Annotated in this window: 14 protein-coding genes and 1 pseudogene; 9 read left to right on the forward strand and 6 right to left on the reverse strand. The window is 39.3% G+C overall.

The window, feature by feature from the left end:
• Nucleotides 1–79 precede the first annotated feature (79 nt).
• Genes D464_RS0101190 through D464_RS0101200 form a run of 3 tightly spaced genes read left to right on the forward strand, consistent with a single transcriptional unit; the run spans nucleotide 80 to nucleotide 3349 of the window.
• Nucleotides 80–1624, forward strand: a complete 1545-nt coding sequence (locus tag D464_RS0101190) for a ComEC/Rec2 family competence protein (RefSeq protein ID WP_018909784.1) — start codon at nucleotides 80–82, stop codon at nucleotides 1622–1624.
• 25 nt (nucleotides 1625–1649) lie between these two features.
• Nucleotides 1650–2411, forward strand: a complete 762-nt coding sequence (gene truA, locus D464_RS0101195) for a tRNA pseudouridine(38-40) synthase TruA (RefSeq protein ID WP_018909785.1) — start codon at nucleotides 1650–1652, stop codon at nucleotides 2409–2411.
• An 11-nt stretch (nucleotides 2412–2422) separates the two neighbouring features.
• On the forward strand, nucleotides 2423–3349 hold the full coding sequence (locus D464_RS0101200; RefSeq protein WP_018909786.1) for an EamA family transporter: 927 nt from the start codon (nucleotides 2423–2425) through the stop codon (nucleotides 3347–3349).
• A 468-nt stretch (nucleotides 3350–3817) separates the two neighbouring features.
• Here the strand turns inward: D464_RS0101200 and mltG are convergent, their stop codons facing one another.
• Nucleotides 3818–4852 carry an endolytic transglycosylase MltG gene (gene mltG / locus D464_RS0101205; protein ID WP_018909787.1) on the reverse strand — a complete coding sequence of 345 codons (1035 nt, stop codon included), beginning with the start codon at nucleotides 4850–4852 and terminating at the stop codon, nucleotides 3818–3820.
• Between the two features lie 160 nt (nucleotides 4853–5012).
• Here mltG and D464_RS0101210 point away from each other — a divergent pair, with 160 nt between their 5' ends.
• Nucleotides 5013–5660, forward strand: a complete 648-nt coding sequence (locus D464_RS0101210; RefSeq protein ID WP_018909788.1) for an HAD family hydrolase — start codon at nucleotides 5013–5015, stop codon at nucleotides 5658–5660.
• A 104-nt stretch (nucleotides 5661–5764) separates the two neighbouring features.
• Here the strand turns inward: D464_RS0101210 and D464_RS0101215 are convergent, their stop codons facing one another.
• The gene (locus D464_RS0101215) at nucleotides 5765–6364 is read right to left on the reverse strand and encodes a Crp/Fnr family transcriptional regulator (RefSeq protein ID WP_004383700.1); all 600 of its coding nucleotides are present in this window, start codon (nucleotides 6362–6364) and stop codon (nucleotides 5765–5767) included.
• Nucleotides 6365–6393: 29 nt separating this feature from the next.
• Nucleotides 6394–8175 (reverse strand): translation elongation factor 4, encoded by a 1782-nt coding sequence (gene lepA / locus D464_RS0101220; protein WP_018909789.1) that lies wholly within the window; start codon nucleotides 8173–8175, stop codon nucleotides 6394–6396.
• A 178-nt stretch (nucleotides 8176–8353) separates the two neighbouring features.
• On the opposite strand from lepA, the gene D464_RS0101225 reads away from it, so the two are divergent.
• Nucleotides 8354–8749 (forward strand): hypothetical protein, encoded by a 396-nt coding sequence (locus D464_RS0101225; protein ID WP_024985853.1) that lies wholly within the window; start codon nucleotides 8354–8356, stop codon nucleotides 8747–8749.
• A 33-nt stretch (nucleotides 8750–8782) separates the two neighbouring features.
• Nucleotides 8783–9987 (forward strand): annotated as a pseudogene (locus D464_RS12410) (Y-family DNA polymerase); the annotation flags it as partial.
• A 162-nt stretch (nucleotides 9988–10149) separates the two neighbouring features.
• On the opposite strand, the gene D464_RS0101235 reads toward D464_RS12410, so the two are convergent.
• Complete coding sequence (locus tag D464_RS0101235; RefSeq protein WP_018909791.1) at nucleotides 10150–11601, reverse strand: aminoacyl-histidine dipeptidase; 1452 nt, start codon at nucleotides 11599–11601, stop codon at nucleotides 10150–10152.
• A gap of 77 nt (nucleotides 11602–11678) precedes the next feature.
• Here D464_RS0101235 and D464_RS0101240 point away from each other — a divergent pair, with 77 nt between their 5' ends.
• Complete coding sequence (locus tag D464_RS0101240) at nucleotides 11679–11873, forward strand: hypothetical protein (protein ID WP_018909792.1); 195 nt, start codon at nucleotides 11679–11681, stop codon at nucleotides 11871–11873.
• A 23-nt stretch (nucleotides 11874–11896) separates the two neighbouring features.
• Nucleotides 11897–12499 carry an OmpH/Skp family outer membrane protein gene (locus D464_RS0101245; protein WP_018909793.1) on the forward strand — a complete coding sequence of 201 codons (603 nt, stop codon included), beginning with the start codon at nucleotides 11897–11899 and terminating at the stop codon, nucleotides 12497–12499.
• A gap of 192 nt (nucleotides 12500–12691) precedes the next feature.
• Here the strand turns inward: D464_RS0101245 and D464_RS0101250 are convergent, their stop codons facing one another.
• Together D464_RS0101250 and ispE are read right to left on the reverse strand one after the other, a co-directional pair.
• Nucleotides 12692–13225 carry a 30S ribosomal protein S16 gene (locus D464_RS0101250; protein WP_018909794.1) on the reverse strand — a complete coding sequence of 178 codons (534 nt, stop codon included), beginning with the start codon at nucleotides 13223–13225 and terminating at the stop codon, nucleotides 12692–12694.
• 100 nt (nucleotides 13226–13325) lie between these two features.
• On the reverse strand, nucleotides 13326–14165 hold the full coding sequence (gene ispE, locus D464_RS0101255) for a 4-(cytidine 5'-diphospho)-2-C-methyl-D-erythritol kinase (RefSeq protein ID WP_018909795.1): 840 nt from the start codon (nucleotides 14163–14165) through the stop codon (nucleotides 13326–13328).
• Nucleotides 14166–14256: 91 nt separating this feature from the next.
• On the opposite strand from ispE, the gene dnaB reads away from it, so the two are divergent.
• Nucleotides 14257–15774: a replicative DNA helicase gene (gene dnaB / locus D464_RS0101260; RefSeq protein ID WP_004383599.1), complete on the forward strand. Its 1518-nt coding sequence runs from the start codon at nucleotides 14257–14259 to the stop codon at nucleotides 15772–15774.
• The last annotated feature ends 48 nt before the right edge of the window (nucleotides 15775–15822 follow it).

The following is a 15822-nucleotide window of genomic DNA, read 5'->3' on the forward strand; positions in this document are numbered from 1 at the left end:
TAATAGCTAACTAGCACATTTACTTTGTTTTTTCATAATAATTGCCTATATTTGTGAGCAATACATGAAGTAGCACACTATGAAGGAGAAAGTAGACTTAAAGATGTATCCCTTTGTTAAGTTGCTTATACCATTTGGGTTCGGAATCTTTATGGGGCAATTTGCGGGCAATTTTATCACACTATATTATTGGTGTGGTTTCCTATTGTTTGCAATCACTTTGACAATGTTATCATGGCGTTGGAAATACATTCAAAGTGCATTGCTTCTGCTTTCTATCTTCCTATTGGGGGCTACCGTCTTCACGGCGAAAGAACGAGTTAATTATGTCAGCTTACCACAAAGGGAGATAACCTTTGAGGCTGTTTTACTAACAGAACCTGTTGTAGTGGGGAAGGTTATCCAGGCAGACTTGTTAGTAGTTAGTCAGTCAAAGCCCATGAAGATAAAAGCAAGAATATTACGTGATAGTTTGACAAATAATTATAAGCATTTACATGTAGGTGATGGTATTATTGCGTCTGCCCGTCTTACCGAGCCAACGAATCTTTTAGGTGGGAGTTTTGATTATGCTAGATGGTTAAGACTGCATGATTATATTGCTGAGACATTCATTTACTATAACCAATGGCAAAAGAAACAAATTCGCCTTGATAAACTCAATTTGTCCCAGCGACTTTCTATTGCTTTCCAACGCTATCAGCATAAGGTGTTAAGCCAATTAAAGAAGAATCTTAAAGGTGATAATTTGGCTATAGTTACGGCAATGACTGTTGGAGATAAAACACTATTAAACAAGAACTTAAAAGAAGATTACTCGATAACTGGCGCAAGTCATGTGTTAGCTTTGTCGGGCTTACATCTAACAATTATCTATGGCATGCTTGTGCTTATAATGAGTTGGTGTAGTAGGTTGTTTCCCTTCTTGCGTAGTAAGTTCACAACGGAGCCTATCATCCTTTTTGGCGTTTGGCTCTTCGTTATGTTAGTGGGTGCTTCTCCCTCCGTTGTGCGTTCTGCACTTATGTTATCTATCTATTCGTTTGTTACCCTCTTAAATAGGGAACGTCTGTCAGTGAATGCCCTGTCATTAACAGCCTTTATCATGCTTGTTATTAATCCTTATAATTTGTTTGACATAGGCTTTCAGTTATCTTTTGCTTCAGTTTGGAGTATCATGCTATTCTATCCACTCATAATAGCAACGTTCCGAAAGGGAAAACTTCTGCACTTTACTATCATGCGGTGGCTATGCTCAATGATTGCATTATCCGTGGCAGCCCAGTTAGGAAGCCTACCTTTAATTGCCTATTACTTTGACAGAGTGTCGCTCGTCTCACTTCCTTGTAGTTTGATAGCAGTGCCCTGTACAACTCTAATCATTTACATGACAGGTTTATTGTTCTTATTCGCTCCATTATCCTCTTTATCTTTGTTTATTAGCAAGTGTCTTTCTGCAACTATCGAATGGCTGAATAACACTCTACATTGGTTTGCCTGTCTGCCAGGTGCTAGTATGGAGCAATTTCATATTTCCTCTCTTCATATTATCCTTTACTATGTGGCATTGTTGACAGCTTGGAGATTATGGAGTTTTTATATTGGCAAGATAGAGTTTAGCTAATTTTTGTGTACCTTTGCACGCAATTATGCAACGATATTTTATAACACTATCCTATGATGGGACAGCCTATCATGGTTGGCAAGTTCAGCCTAATGGTATATCTGTACAAGAAGTACTGGAACGTTCCTTATCAACTCTTTTACGTGAAGAGGTTTGTATAACTGGGGCTGGGCGTACAGATGCGGGTGTACATGGACGGATGATGGTTGCTCACTTTGATACAGATAAGACTATAGATTGCCAGCAACTGGTTTATAAACTCAATCGATTGTTACCCCGTGATGTCTCTGTTAGTCAGATTGTACCTGTGAGTGAAGACTTACATGCACGATTCTCCGCCACATCCCGTACCTATCATTATTATGTACATACAACGAAGCAGCCCTTCTCACGTCAATACTCATGTGAGATTCACTATCCGTTGGATTTTGATAAAATGAATGAGGCAGCCGACTATCTGATAGGAGAAAAAGATTTCAAATGTTTTTGCAAGACAGGTGCGGATGTAAAGACAACCATCTGTAATCTGACAGAAGCACGGTGGATTCCATGTAAGGCGGAACAAGCATTAGTAACTTCAGATAAGATCACTAATTGGTGTTTCGTTATATCGGCTAACCGCTTCTTACGCAACATGGTACGTTCCATAGTTGGTACTTTAGTTGATGTTGGAAGAGAACGATTATCCTTAGAGGAGTTTCAAGCTATTGTAAATAATGGGTCGAGAAGTGATGCGGGTGAGAGCATGCCAGGCAATGCCCTTTTCTTGTGGGATATAAAATATTAAGGTAGGCTTCCATGTGGATTATCTTAGCATTTGTCTCTGCAACTTTGCTCGGATTGTACGATACCTCAAAGAAGTATTCTTTGAAAGGTAATGATGTAATTCCCGTCTTATTTCTTAACACATTATTTTGTTCCCTCATCTTCATCCCACTTATATTGCTCTCACAATATACGAACTTATTAGAAGGGAGCGTTCTGCAAGTTGGAGTAGGAGGATGGGGAATGCATAAGTGGATCATACTGAAGAGTGTAATCGTTTTGTTATCTTGGGTATTTGGTTATTTTGCCATAGCCCATCTCCCCCTAACGATAGTAGGTCCTATTAATGCAACGCGTCCAGTTATGACATTAGTGGGAGCTATGGTTGTATTCGGTGAACGTTTAAATGTATGGCAATGGATAGGTGTAATATTCGCCATTATCTCCTTATTCCTTTTGGCTCGAAGTGGTAAGAAAGAAGGTATAGACTTCAAACATAATACGTGGATACTTTTCTTATTATTAGCGGCTTTAATGGGTACTTGTAGTGGCTTGTTAGACAAATACTTAATGGCAAGTCCAGAGAGTGGTGGAGTGGGGATGGATCGTATGTTGGCACAAAGTTGGTACAATATTTACCAATGCTTGATGATGGCAATAGTGCTCCTTACCTACTTATACAAGCGCAAGGGCAGAACTGATACTCAAGTTAAGTTCTCTTGGAAATGGAGCATCTTACTCATCTCTATCTTTTTGTCGATGGCAGACTTTGCTTATTTCTATGCCCTCTCCTTACCAGGCGCAATGATTTCGATTGTATCTATGGTTCGTCGTGGTTCCGTAATAGTATCGTTCTTGTGTGGAGCATTACTCTTTAGAGAGAAGAACTTGAAGGCAAAAGCACTTGACCTTTGCCTTGTCATTCTCGGTATGATCTTCCTCTGGATCGGTTCTTATTAGTATGCTTTTGACGTTTAAGTTAAAGTGCGATTGCCCTCTAAGTTGAAGTGCAATCATCATCTAAGTTACAATACGATTACCCTCTAACTTGAAGTACAAATGTATTTTAAGTTAATGTACGATGTTCTACAAGTTTGTATAATCGATTATACACGTTTGTATAACTCATTATACACGTTTGTATAATTGGTTATACACGTTTGTATAATGCGATAGCTCTTATAGGAATATGATAGGACACTAACTTAAAGTATGATCGATTTCTAACTTAAACGTCAATTGTACTTTAACTTAAACTTATTTGGGACTTAGAATGTTGGTCTTTTTCAAGATAAATTAATATCGGAAACTAAGGATTATTTCGAACACTTTCGTTCTATTTGTTTTGTGAAGAATAGACAACAAAAAACTTCTGAAATACCAGTTAGTTGGTATCTCAGAAGTCTTAGTTGCCGTCTTTTCGTTGTCTTATTGAATGCCTCTTACATTAAGAGCCTTGGCATACTTTGCTGCATTTATTTGATGCTCTTCGTATGTCTTTGCGAAGTTATGTGTTCCGCTAAAGTCCTCTTTTGCGCACATATAGATATAATCATGATGCACATAATTCAATACGGCATCAATCGCCTCAACTGATGGTATACGGATAGGACCGGGGGGTAAACCGCGATACTTATAGGTGTTGTAAGGGCTATCTACAGTCAACCATTTCTGATAGATACGGTGTGCGGTGAAGTTCTTTGTAGCAAACTTAACGGTCGGATCGGCTTGTAGTGGCATATTGATATGCAATCGGTTGATATACATACCTGCAATCTTAGGCATTTCCGCCACGTTTGAAGTCTCTTCATCAACGATACTAGCTAATGTGATTACTTCGTTCTCTGTTAGTCCTGCGGCTTTTGCTTTCTCTTTACGTTCAAATGTCCAGAACCTCTTACTTTCTTCTGACATTTTATCAAGGAACTTCTCTACAGAAGTGTCCCAATAGAAGTCGTATGTATTGGGAATAAACATTGCAGGAATGGTCTCTGGTGTGAATCCATATTTCTTACATGTTGCTGTAGATTTTAGTTGAGAGAGAAGTTCACTACGTGAGAACATCATCTTACTGCTAATCTCCGTGGCAAGGTCATCTATAGTTCTTACGGACTTTATGGTTAACTTTATTGGTGCCTGTAAGCCGTTGTGGATATGACGGAATGTTTGGAGTGAACCTGCTGATCCGACAGAGAATCGACCAGTACGAATATTATCTTTGTATCCTATGAGTTCTGATAATTGTTTGAAGACCCAAAAACCTTGTGGGGTTGATAATGGTTGAAGTTTGTTATAGACTGAATCTATATTATCATCTTGGTCTATAAGGACGTATTGTTCTTTCCCTGTACGAGACATACTAGCAAAGAAAAGAAAGTAACTAATACCAATCAACACTACGCAGACTGTTGCTAATATTAGCTTTTTCTTCGGATTCTTGTTATTCTTCGATTTGTTTGTCATCTTGTTATGCTTAATTTATCAATGTTGCAAAGTTACATAATTCTCCATTAAAAGTGTTGTAGTACGTGATGTAGAGCAATACTTTTTTTGAAATTTAAGATAAAAGTTAGTCTATTCTATGTATTATTGAGTAATTTTGTCCACCGTAAAAAGAAGGATAATGAAAGATTTCGATACTTATATCTTTGATTTAGATGGCACGTTGTTAAGTAGTTTAGATGACTTAGCAGCTAGTACTAATTATGCTTTACGCTGGGCAGGTATGCCAGAGAGAACAACAGAGGAAGTTCGTATGTTTGTTGGTAATGGGGTTAAACTTCTGATGGAGCGTGCAATCCCTGATGGTCAGCAGAATCCTCGTTTTGAAGAAGTATATGCAAAGTTTCGTGAACATTATCTAAAGCACAATTTAGATAGGACGCGTCCATACGAAGGTGTAATCGGAATGCTTCGAGAGTTGAAACGACGTGGAAAGAAACTAGCTATTGTAAGCAATAAGTTTTATGCTGCAACTCAAGAACTTGCTCGCCATTTCTTTGCTGATACAATAGAAGTCGCAATTGGAGAACGAGAAAATATTCGTAAGAAGCCTGCTCCAGATACTGTATTAGAGGCACTTCGTCAGTTGGGCGCACCAAAGGAAGGTGCCGTTTATGTTGGTGATAGTGATGTAGATGTAATGACGGCTAAGAATAGTGGATTGCCTTGTATTAGTGTTCTTTGGGGATTCCGAGATAAAGAGTTCCTAATAAAGCATGGTGCAACCTTATTTGTAGAGAAGCCACAAGAGATACTGGCTAAGCTATAAAACGATTTTTGTCATGTCGTAAATCATGGATCTTATAGTTATAAGATTTTATTTATCGACATGACAAAAACTAATTTTCTATCTACTTTGTAATAAAGTTCCTTTTAATCATCAAGCAGTGTAGATGAACGAACACGGCTTAGTGTTTCTGGCGTCATCTGTAAATAACTGGCTATGTAAACAAGAGGAGCACGAAGTACTACCTGTGGCTTCAGTTTACACATTCTCTTATATCGGGCTTGAGCTGTCTCAAAGCGCACAAGGTCAGCATGTATCTGTGAAATAATCAGACTTTCCTCAAGTATTTTACGATACAGAATCTGTATGTTCACGTTGTGTAAAGCCACTTGCTCTAGTTTCTGTCTAGGAAGAGCATAAATCTGTGTTGGCTCCAATGCTTCTACTTGTAGCTTTGTAGGTTCCTCTTGAAAAAGACTTTCGATGCACATTATTATACCATGATCTTCTCCAAGGTGCTCTGTTATCTCCTTTCCATTCTTAAAGTAGAACTGACGTACAAGTCCTTTTTCAACATAATAAAAGTGCTTGCAGATCTCGCCTTCACGGAGAATCATCTGCCCTTTGCTAAATTTCATTGGAACCAAGATGCTCTCAAGAACATCTAGTTCCTCATGCGTCATAGTACTATACTTGCGTGCTAATTCACGTGCAATATCTCTAGTATCATTTGCTAATTCTTTCATTTTTTCCTATCCTTTCTTTTTCTTGTCCTTTAGTCTAATTTCAATACAGCAAGGAAGGCTTTTTGTGGAACCTGTACATTCCCAATCTGTTTCATACGTTTCTTACCTTTCTTCTGTTTCTCCAAAAGTTTACGTTTACGACTAATATCACCACCATAACATTTAGCGGTAACGTCCTTTCGAACCTGCTTAACAGTCTCTCTTGCGACAATCTTAGCCCCGATAGCAGCTTGAATTGCAATGTCGAACTGCTGGCGAGGAATCAGATCCTTTAGTTTCTCACACATTCTTCTTCCGAATGTGACAGCGTTGCTCTCGTGTGTTAATGTAGAAAGAGCATCTACAGGCTCTCCATTTAACAAGATATCAAGCTTCGCTAGTTTGGAAGGGCGAAAAGAATCTATGTGATAATCGAAAGAGGCATACCCCTTTGATATGCTCTTTAGCTTGTCATAGAAATCTATTACGATCTCACCTAATGGAATCATAAAGATTAACTCCAAACGATTGCCACTTACATAGTTCTGACTAACTAATTCACCTCGCTTATCAAGACATAGAGTCATGATAGGACCAATATAATCACTTGAAGTGATGATAGAAGCCTTTATAAAAGGTTCTTCGATATGATCTATCATTGTTTGATCAGGTAAACCAGAAGGATTATGAACCTCCTTCTCGTTGCCCTGCTTGTCATAAACCATGTAGCTAACATTCGGAACCGTGGTAATGACGTCCATATTAAATTCACGGTCTAAGCGTTCTTGCACAATCTCCATGTGCAGTAATCCGAGGAATCCACAGCGGAATCCAAATCCTAGAGCCTGTGAGCTTTCTGGTTGGAATGTAAGTGAGGCGTCGTTAAGTTGTAATTTCTCTAGAGAGGCACGAAGATTCTCATAATCGTTTGGATCAATAGGGTAGACGCCTGCGAAAACCATTGGCTTTACTTCTTGGAATCCCTCAATAGCATGCTTGCAAGGAGCATCAATGTGAGTAACGGTGTCACCAACTTTTACCTCTGTTGCATTCTTTATGCCAGATATAATATAACCCACTTCACCTGTAGAAAGTTGTTTGGTGGGTATCATATCCATTTTCAGCACACCAACTTCATCGGCAGTATATTCCATTCCTGTTTGAACGAACTTTACTTTATCACCTTTCTTTATGACACCATTGTCGACCTTGCAAAGGGTAATAATACCACGGAATGAGTTAAAGATAGAGTCGAATATAAGTGCTTGTAGAGGGGCTTTCACATCTCCTTTTGGTGCAGGAATGCGCTTAACAATATCCTCAAGTATCTCTGGGATGCCTTCACCAGTCTTTCCGCTTGCCCGAATAATATCTTCTGGATCACAACCAATCAAGTCGACAATCTCATCTTCGACTTCTTCTGGCATTGCATTAGGCATGTCAATCTTGTTGATGACAGGGATAATCTCTAGATTGTGATCAATGGCCATATAAAGATTTGAGATTGTCTGCGCCTGTACACCCTGAGTCGCATCAACAATAAGCAGAGCACCTTCACAAGCAGCAATACTGCGTGATACTTCGTATGAGAAGTCGACGTGTCCCGGAGTATCAATAAGGTTTAATACATATTTCTCCTTATCGAAAGTATATTCCATTTGAATGGCATGGCTCTTAATCGTGATGCCACGCTCGCGCTCCAACTCCATGTCGTCAAGCATCTGCCCTTCAGTAATCTTTATCGTTTGGGTGTATTCAAGAAGACGATCGGCCAACGTTGATTTACCATGGTCAATGTGGGCAATTATGCAGAAATTTCTTATATGATCCATCAGTTCGTTCTATAATTCGAGATGCAAATATAATCATAAATTCTGAGAATGTGGAATGGTAAAATAGGAAATTAGCTATTTTTTGTTATCTTTGCAAAGAATATTTGATAGAGGATTAAGCTCATTTGGAATCTACTTTATGATATATTCCAATGAAATAATAATAAAAGAATTAATTATGAAGCGTTTATTCTATTTTGCTTTAATGGTGGCATTTTGTTCTTCTTGTCATAGGAGCTTGGAAGATAGAGCTGCCCAAGAATGTAAGGAATTTACTGAGAAGAAGTGTCCAACTCCTGTAGTAGATAATGTACGAATGGATAGTATGGTCTTTGAACCAGCTACCCGGGCTATTCATTATTATAATACGCTTGTTAGTATGGCTGATAATAGATTGGTCATTGATAAGCAGAAAGGTAAATTACGGCAAGTCTTGAAAGAGGCTTTAAGATCTGATGCAGGAACGAAGGCTTATAAGGATGCAGGATTCAACTTCCACTATACTTACCATTCTGAAAAAAAGCCATCAGAAGTATTGTTTGATGTAAATTATAATACAAAGGATTATCAATAAATAGATTCTTTATTACATTCAGGATTACTTATAGTGCAGACATCTTGTGATCCACATTCAAAAGCTCATATTGCCATAGATCTTAAATCGTTCTATACCAGTGTAGAGTGTGTTGAGCGTGGCTTGAATCCTTTGACAACTGATCTTGTCGTTGCAGATGTCAGTAGAACGGAAAAGACAATTTGCTTAGCGGTATCACCTTCTCTTAAATCTTATGGTTTACCAGGGCGTGCACGTTTATTTGAGGTTGTTCAACGATTGCGCGAAGTCTTATAATAAACGAAAGGAAGAATTGTTGGAAGGTAGCTTTACAGGTAAGTCTTCCTATGCAATTGATTTAGAGCAACACAAGGCTTGGGAGGTCGATTATATCACAGCAGTCCCAAGGATGGCGCATAGTATTCAACATAGTGTCAAGATATATAGTATCTATTTGCGATACGTAGCACTAGGGGATATACATGTGTATTCGATAGATGAGGAGTTTATAGACGCTACACTTTACCTTTACAGTTCTAAACTATCAACTCATGATTTTGCAATGAAGATAATTCGTGATGTTCTTCGTGAGACTGGGAAACAGCTACAGCAGGTATAGGAACTAACTTATATCTTTGTAAGGTGGCGATGGATATCGTGGCAAAGCATATACCTGCTGATAAGGATGGAATTAGAATTGCTGAATTAGATGAACATAGTTATCGTAAAAATCTATGGGATCATAAACCACTTACAGACTTTTGGCGTGTAGGTCATGGTATTGTCCAACGATTATATGCTTATAGAATTGATACTATGGGCAAGATAGCTCGTTATTCTATTGAGCATGAAGAATTGTTTTATAAGCTCTTTGCGTTAATGCAGAATTATTGATAGATCATGCTTGGGGATGGGAACCATGTACAATGGAAATGGTGAAAGCTTATCGTCCAGAATGTAATTCTATGAGTAGTGGTCAAGTACTACATGAGGGTTATACATTTCAGAAAGCAAAAGTTGTTGTACAGGAGATGGTTGATGCTTTGTCTTTAGATTTAGTTGAGAAATGTTGTGTTGCAGGACAACTTGTTCTTTATGTCGGATATGATAAAGATAGTTTGATATCAAGGGCGTTAAATGACTATACTGGATCGATTTCTAAAGATTGGTTTGGACGTAAAGTTCCTAAACATACTCATGGTTCCGCTACTTTTTCTCATTTTACTTCTTCTTCACATATAATGACTCAAGCAGTCTTAACCCGAACTCGCGTTTTATATGGAAAAAATTTACCGAACAGCAATAATAAGAATTAAAAAGCACCATACTTTTCCCTCAAAAGAGGTTGTAAGTATGGTGATATAGGAAAGTAACTTTGTTTCTGATACGATTAATATCAGGGATGAGTGTTTAGTGCTGATCTAATCAATATTCGCCAGAACGGCTAGCAGGTGATCCCAAACCATTTGGACGGTTGGGATGAGGAGACATTCGTCTGGGGTGTGGACATAACGTAATGTTGGTCCGAAGCTAATCATGTCAAGCTCTGGGTACTTCTCGGAGAATAAACCGCACTCTAACCCTGCGTGGATACCTAGGACACGTGGCTCTTTCCCGAAGAGTTTCTTATACTGTTCAACGGCGACATTTACTAACTCTGAATTAGGATTCATTTTCCATGCAGGGTAACTGTCGTTTACAACAACTTCGGCTCCAGCTAATTCGAAGCATGCACGAACAGTGTTAGTCATGTTCTCAAGGTTACTCATAACGTTAGAGCGTTGTGAACTAACGATGACGAGCTTGTCTTCTGAAGTCTGAATGCTTGCAACATTGCTTGATGTTTCCACCATATAGGCTAAAGCCTCATCTTGGCAATTTGTCAATGGACCGTTATCAAGAGCTTGAAGAGCAAGGATGACATTGTGAGAAACCTGTTTAGGCATAACCAATGCTGCATCAGCACTTTGAAGTGACCATTTCATCGAGGTATCTGTTACGTGAAATTCATCTTCAACGTTCTTGCTAAAGATGTTCCAATCAGCTTTCACTTCATCCTTATGGGTTGCTGGAACAGCAAAGAGTATTTTACCGTCACGAGGAATTGCATTATGCATCTTACCTGAGTTCCACTGACTCAAACGTAGATCCAATTTGTTTTGTTCCATATAAAGGAAGCGTGCAAGGACTTTGATAGCATTCGCACGTTTCTTATTGATGTCATCACCAGAATGACCGCCGACTAACCCTTTCAAACTAGCTTCCATAAAGAAGTAGTCCTCTGGAGCTTGCTCACGATCAAAACTGAATGTAGCTGTTGTGCTATTACCACCGGCACAGCTAACAAAGATCTGACCTTCGTCTTCAGAGTCTAAGTTGATAAGGTACTTCCCGGTCATAAAGTTAGCTTCTAAACCGAAAGCACCTGTTAAGCCAGTCTCTTCATCGCGAGTAAAGAGGCACTCGATAGGTCCATGTTTAATGTCATCCGAGTCAAGAATAGCTAACTCTAGCGCAACACCAATACCATCATCAGCACCTAAAGTTGTACCTTTTGCATGCAACCATTCACCATCAACATAAGTTTGAATTGCATCTTTATGGAAGTCGAACTCAACGTCAACAAGTTTGTCACAAACCATATCCATGTGACTCTGAAGAACAACAGTAGGCACATGCTCCATACCCTTCGTAGCAGCCTTCGAGATAAGCACATTCCCCGTCTTATCTACCTTAACATTGAGGTTACGTTCTTTTGCAAACTCTTGTAAATACTTAATCATCTGCTCTTCGTGCTTTGAAGGACGTGGTATCTGATTAATTTTCGCAAACTGCTCGAATACTCGAGCGGGTTTTAATTCTATATTCGCCATATTTAATAATATTTAATTTTGTTATCTTGCTGTTTTATATTACCTTTGCGCCGATAAACAATGCAAAGATAAAGAAAATGCTCGGAACATTATTATACTCATTGTTAATAATTGCTATTGCCATGTTGCTCTTAGGAGTGCGTGTGATACTAAAGAAGAATGGGAGTTTCCAGTCACAACATATATCAGACAATGCCTACTTAAAGGAGAAAGGTATTAGATGTGTAATAGACCAAGACAAAGAAGCTCGCGCAAAGAACAAAGCTTATTAAAATAATCATTTAAATATACAATAATGAAGAAAACATTTTGTAGTATTGCAATGCTGGCTGTGACAACATTCGCACTTGTTGCATGTAACAACCAGCCACAGAAGAACGATACAACAGAGAATCAGCCTGAAACAACCGCAAGTACATCAACCTCTGGTAGTCAGAAAATTGCTTATGTGGAGATTGATTCTATCATGAGTCAATATACTTATTGGAAGGATGTAACTAAGATTATAAAGGCTAAAGAAGCTAACATCCAACGCACATTAGCTGGAAAGCAGAAAGCTATTCAAGCTGCTGCTGCTAACTTCCAACAGAATGTCCAGGCTAATAAGTACACCCAGGCTCAGGCTCAACAGATTCAAGCAAGTATTCAGAAGCAAGCACAGGATGCTGATGCTCTTCAACAGCGTTTGGGTGCAGAATATCAGAACGAAGTAGCTAAATATAATAAAGCTCTCTCTGATAGTGTGCACAATTACTTGAAGGAATACAATAAGGATAAGAAGTATGCTATTATCCTTGCAAAGAGCGGTGATAATATCTTATATGCTGACCCTGCTTACAATATTACAAATGAAGTTGTAAAGGGTATGAATCAAGCTTATAAGGGGATGAGTAAGTAATATAAAACAAACGATCTATTCATATTATCTGATTGTTTGTAATATAAAGGAAGTCAGTTGAAGTATTTCAACTGACTTCCTTTATTCAATATCTGATTGATTCATACAAGAGAGTAAGAAAAAAGGATATAAAGAGAAAATCCATAGACTCAAAAGAATCTATGGATTTTCTTTTAATTGTGAGTAAGAGAATTAAGCCTCTGCAGGAGCTTCCTCTGTTGTAGTCTCTTCAGCAGTCTTTGCTGCTTCAGCTTGTGCTGCAACGGCAGCAGCCTTCTTGTCTGCAACCTTCTTAGCAATAGCCTCATTAACTTTCTTCTCAGCCTCAAGGTTCTTAGCAACAGCAGCCTTTTTCTCGTCAGTTACTTTCTTTGCTACAGCATCGAATGCTGCAACTTTAGTCTGCTTCCAAGCGTCGAACTTCTGTTGACAAGTTGCCTCGTCGAATGCGCCTTTCTTAACACCGCCACGAAGATGCTTCATCATGTAAACACCTTCACCTTTAAGGATGTTACGTGCTGTGTCAGTTGGTTGAGCACCTGTCTCAACCCAATACAATGCGCGCTCAAAATTCAAATCTACTGCGGCTGGATTGGTGTTAGGGTTATAAGTACCAATCTTCTCAATAAATTTACCATCACGTGGTGCACGAGCGTCAGCGATTACGATACTATAGAAAGCATAGTTCTTACGACCACTGCGCTGCAATCTGATTTTTGTTGCCATAAAAATAAATAATTTATAAGGTTTGAATTCATTGCTGTCATCTCGTGACAGCGGTGCAAAAGTACTTCTTTTTTTGCTAACTACCAAATAATGTGAGTATTTATAATCTGCAAACGTAAGAAAACATATTAGGAAAATGTTGTTCGATATCGGTTGGCTTCACACCAAAGATACCGAAGATGGTGCTACCGCTTCCTGACATTTGCGCATAGAGTGCTCCTTTATCATAGAGTTTTTGCTTGATTGCTGCTAGTTCTGGATGATTAGTAAAGATAGGAGCTTCAAAATCGTTGATAAGTTCGTCACGCCATGTATCTATAGGCTGCTTGACAATATCACGGCAACACTTTGCAGGGGTCTTAGGAGTTATAGAAGCATAAGCCTCGGCAGTAGAAACAGCAACATCAGGTTTGACAAGAACGAGATAATAGCCATTAAGATTCCCATTTTCAGAATCGGCAGGAGAGAGGATATTACCAATACCTGTTGCATAAGCAATCTCTGAAGTAATAAAGAAAGCACAGTCAGCACCTAGCTTAGCGGCATAACGTTCCATCTCTTTAATACCCATATTCAAACGGAAGCGTTCATCCAACAGTCTAATCATATAAGCAGCATCAGACGAACCACCACCTAAACCGGCTTGCATAGGTATGCGCTTATATAGATGAATGTGTACTCGAGGCAACTGATAATCTTTTGCAAGCAGATTATAAGCCTTAACAACCAGATTCTTCGATTCATCACATTCAACCGCACTTCCTGTAACCTTTAAGTCACAATCCGTATCAGATGGGAACTCTTCATCCATCTTTTTAATCTCAAGAACATCGCAAAGCGGTACAGGATAGAAAATAGTTTCAAGATTGTGATAACCATCTTCGCGTTTGCGCACGATATTCAAACCAAGATTGATTTTACAACAGGGGAAACAAATCATAGCGTTTTATTTTATAAACTGCTTACAAAGATAATAAAACGTTGTTATAATGATGTAGGGAACGGAATATTTTTTGTAATTTTGCCGCCGTATGCCAGAAAGAAAAGTTAGCAAAACAAGCAGAAGGGGACAGCAAGCCCCTATTGATACTTCCTTTGGTCATTTACAGCCACAGGCGATTGATATTGAGAAAGTAGTGTTAGGTGCCCTTATGATTGATAAGGATGCTTTCACGGTTGTATCTGAAATAATAAAGCCCGAAACATTCTATGAGGCTCGTCATCAGAAGATTTATGAGGCAGTCCAGTCGTTAAATCTCCAAGAAAAGCCAGTAGACATTATGACTGTGACCGAAGAGTTGCGTCATAAAGGAACGTTAGAAGAGGTAGGTGGACCCTCATATATTGTTGAATTGAGTTCGCAAGTGGCTTCTTCCGCGCATATAGAATACCATGCCCACATTCTTGCGCAAAAGTTTTTAGCTCGACAGCTCATCCAATTTGCCTCAATGATTGAGACAGACGCATTTGATGAGACAGTCGATGTGGATGATTTGATGCAGAAAGCTGAAGGAGCATTATTTGAGATTTCTCAAAAGAACATGCTTCAAGACTATGTACAAATTGATACGATCGTAGATCAAGCTCACCAACTCTTGCTTCAAGCTGCCAATCGTGAAGGCGGATTGACGGGTGTACCCAGTGGATTCCGCAAGCTGGATGATATTACAGCGGGCTGGCAACCTTCCGATCTTATCATTATTGCCGGTCGTCCTGCCATGGGTAAAACGTCTTTCGCATTGAGTATTGCCAAGAATATTGCAGTTGATTATCGTAAGCCGATAGCCTTCTTCTCGCTTGAAATGAATAATGTCCAGTTGGTTAATCGCTTGATATCCAACGTTTGTTCTATACCGGGTAACAAGATTCTCAATGGTCAGTTAACCCCAGACGAATGGGAACGTTTTGATTCTAATATCCGCAAAATGCAAGGCGCACCTATCTATGTTGATGATACTCCGGGTCTATCCATCTTCGAATTGAGAACAAAGGCACGCCGATTGGTTAGAGAGCATAACATAGAAGTCCTAATGATCGACTATTTGCAGCTGATGAATGCGAATGGCATGCGCTTCAATAGTCGACAAGAAGAGGTATCAACCATTAGCCGCTCACTGAAAAGTCTTGCCAAAGAGTTGAATATTCCAGTCTTAGCCCTATCCCAGTTGAGCCGTGCCGTAGAGCAACGTGAGGGAGTTGAAGGCAAGCGACCGCAGCTAAGTGACTTGCGTGAGTCGGGTGCCATCGAGCAAGATGCCGATATGGTACTATTCGTTCATCGTCCCGAGTATTATCATATATTACAAGACGAGAAGGGAAACGACCTCCATGGTATGGCGCAAATCATCATAGCCAAGCACCGTAAGGGTGCAACGGGCGATGTTCTCCTGAACTTCCGTGGCGAATATACTCGTTTTGCCAATCCAGAAGATGCCAAATTTGCAGTACCTTTGCCTGATGATCCTATAGGCGGAGAGATTGTCGGGAGTAAGATGAATGATGGTCCATTACCTCCGCCACCAGCCGATATGATCAAGCCTCCATTCTAATTGTTTACTGAAAAGAGGTATTCGGTTAGAGAAAACACCTTATAAGTT

This window comes from Prevotella veroralis DSM 19559 = JCM 6290 (assembly GCF_000377625.1).
In the GTDB taxonomy this organism is placed as follows: Bacteria; Bacteroidota; Bacteroidia; order Bacteroidales; family Bacteroidaceae; genus Prevotella; species Prevotella veroralis.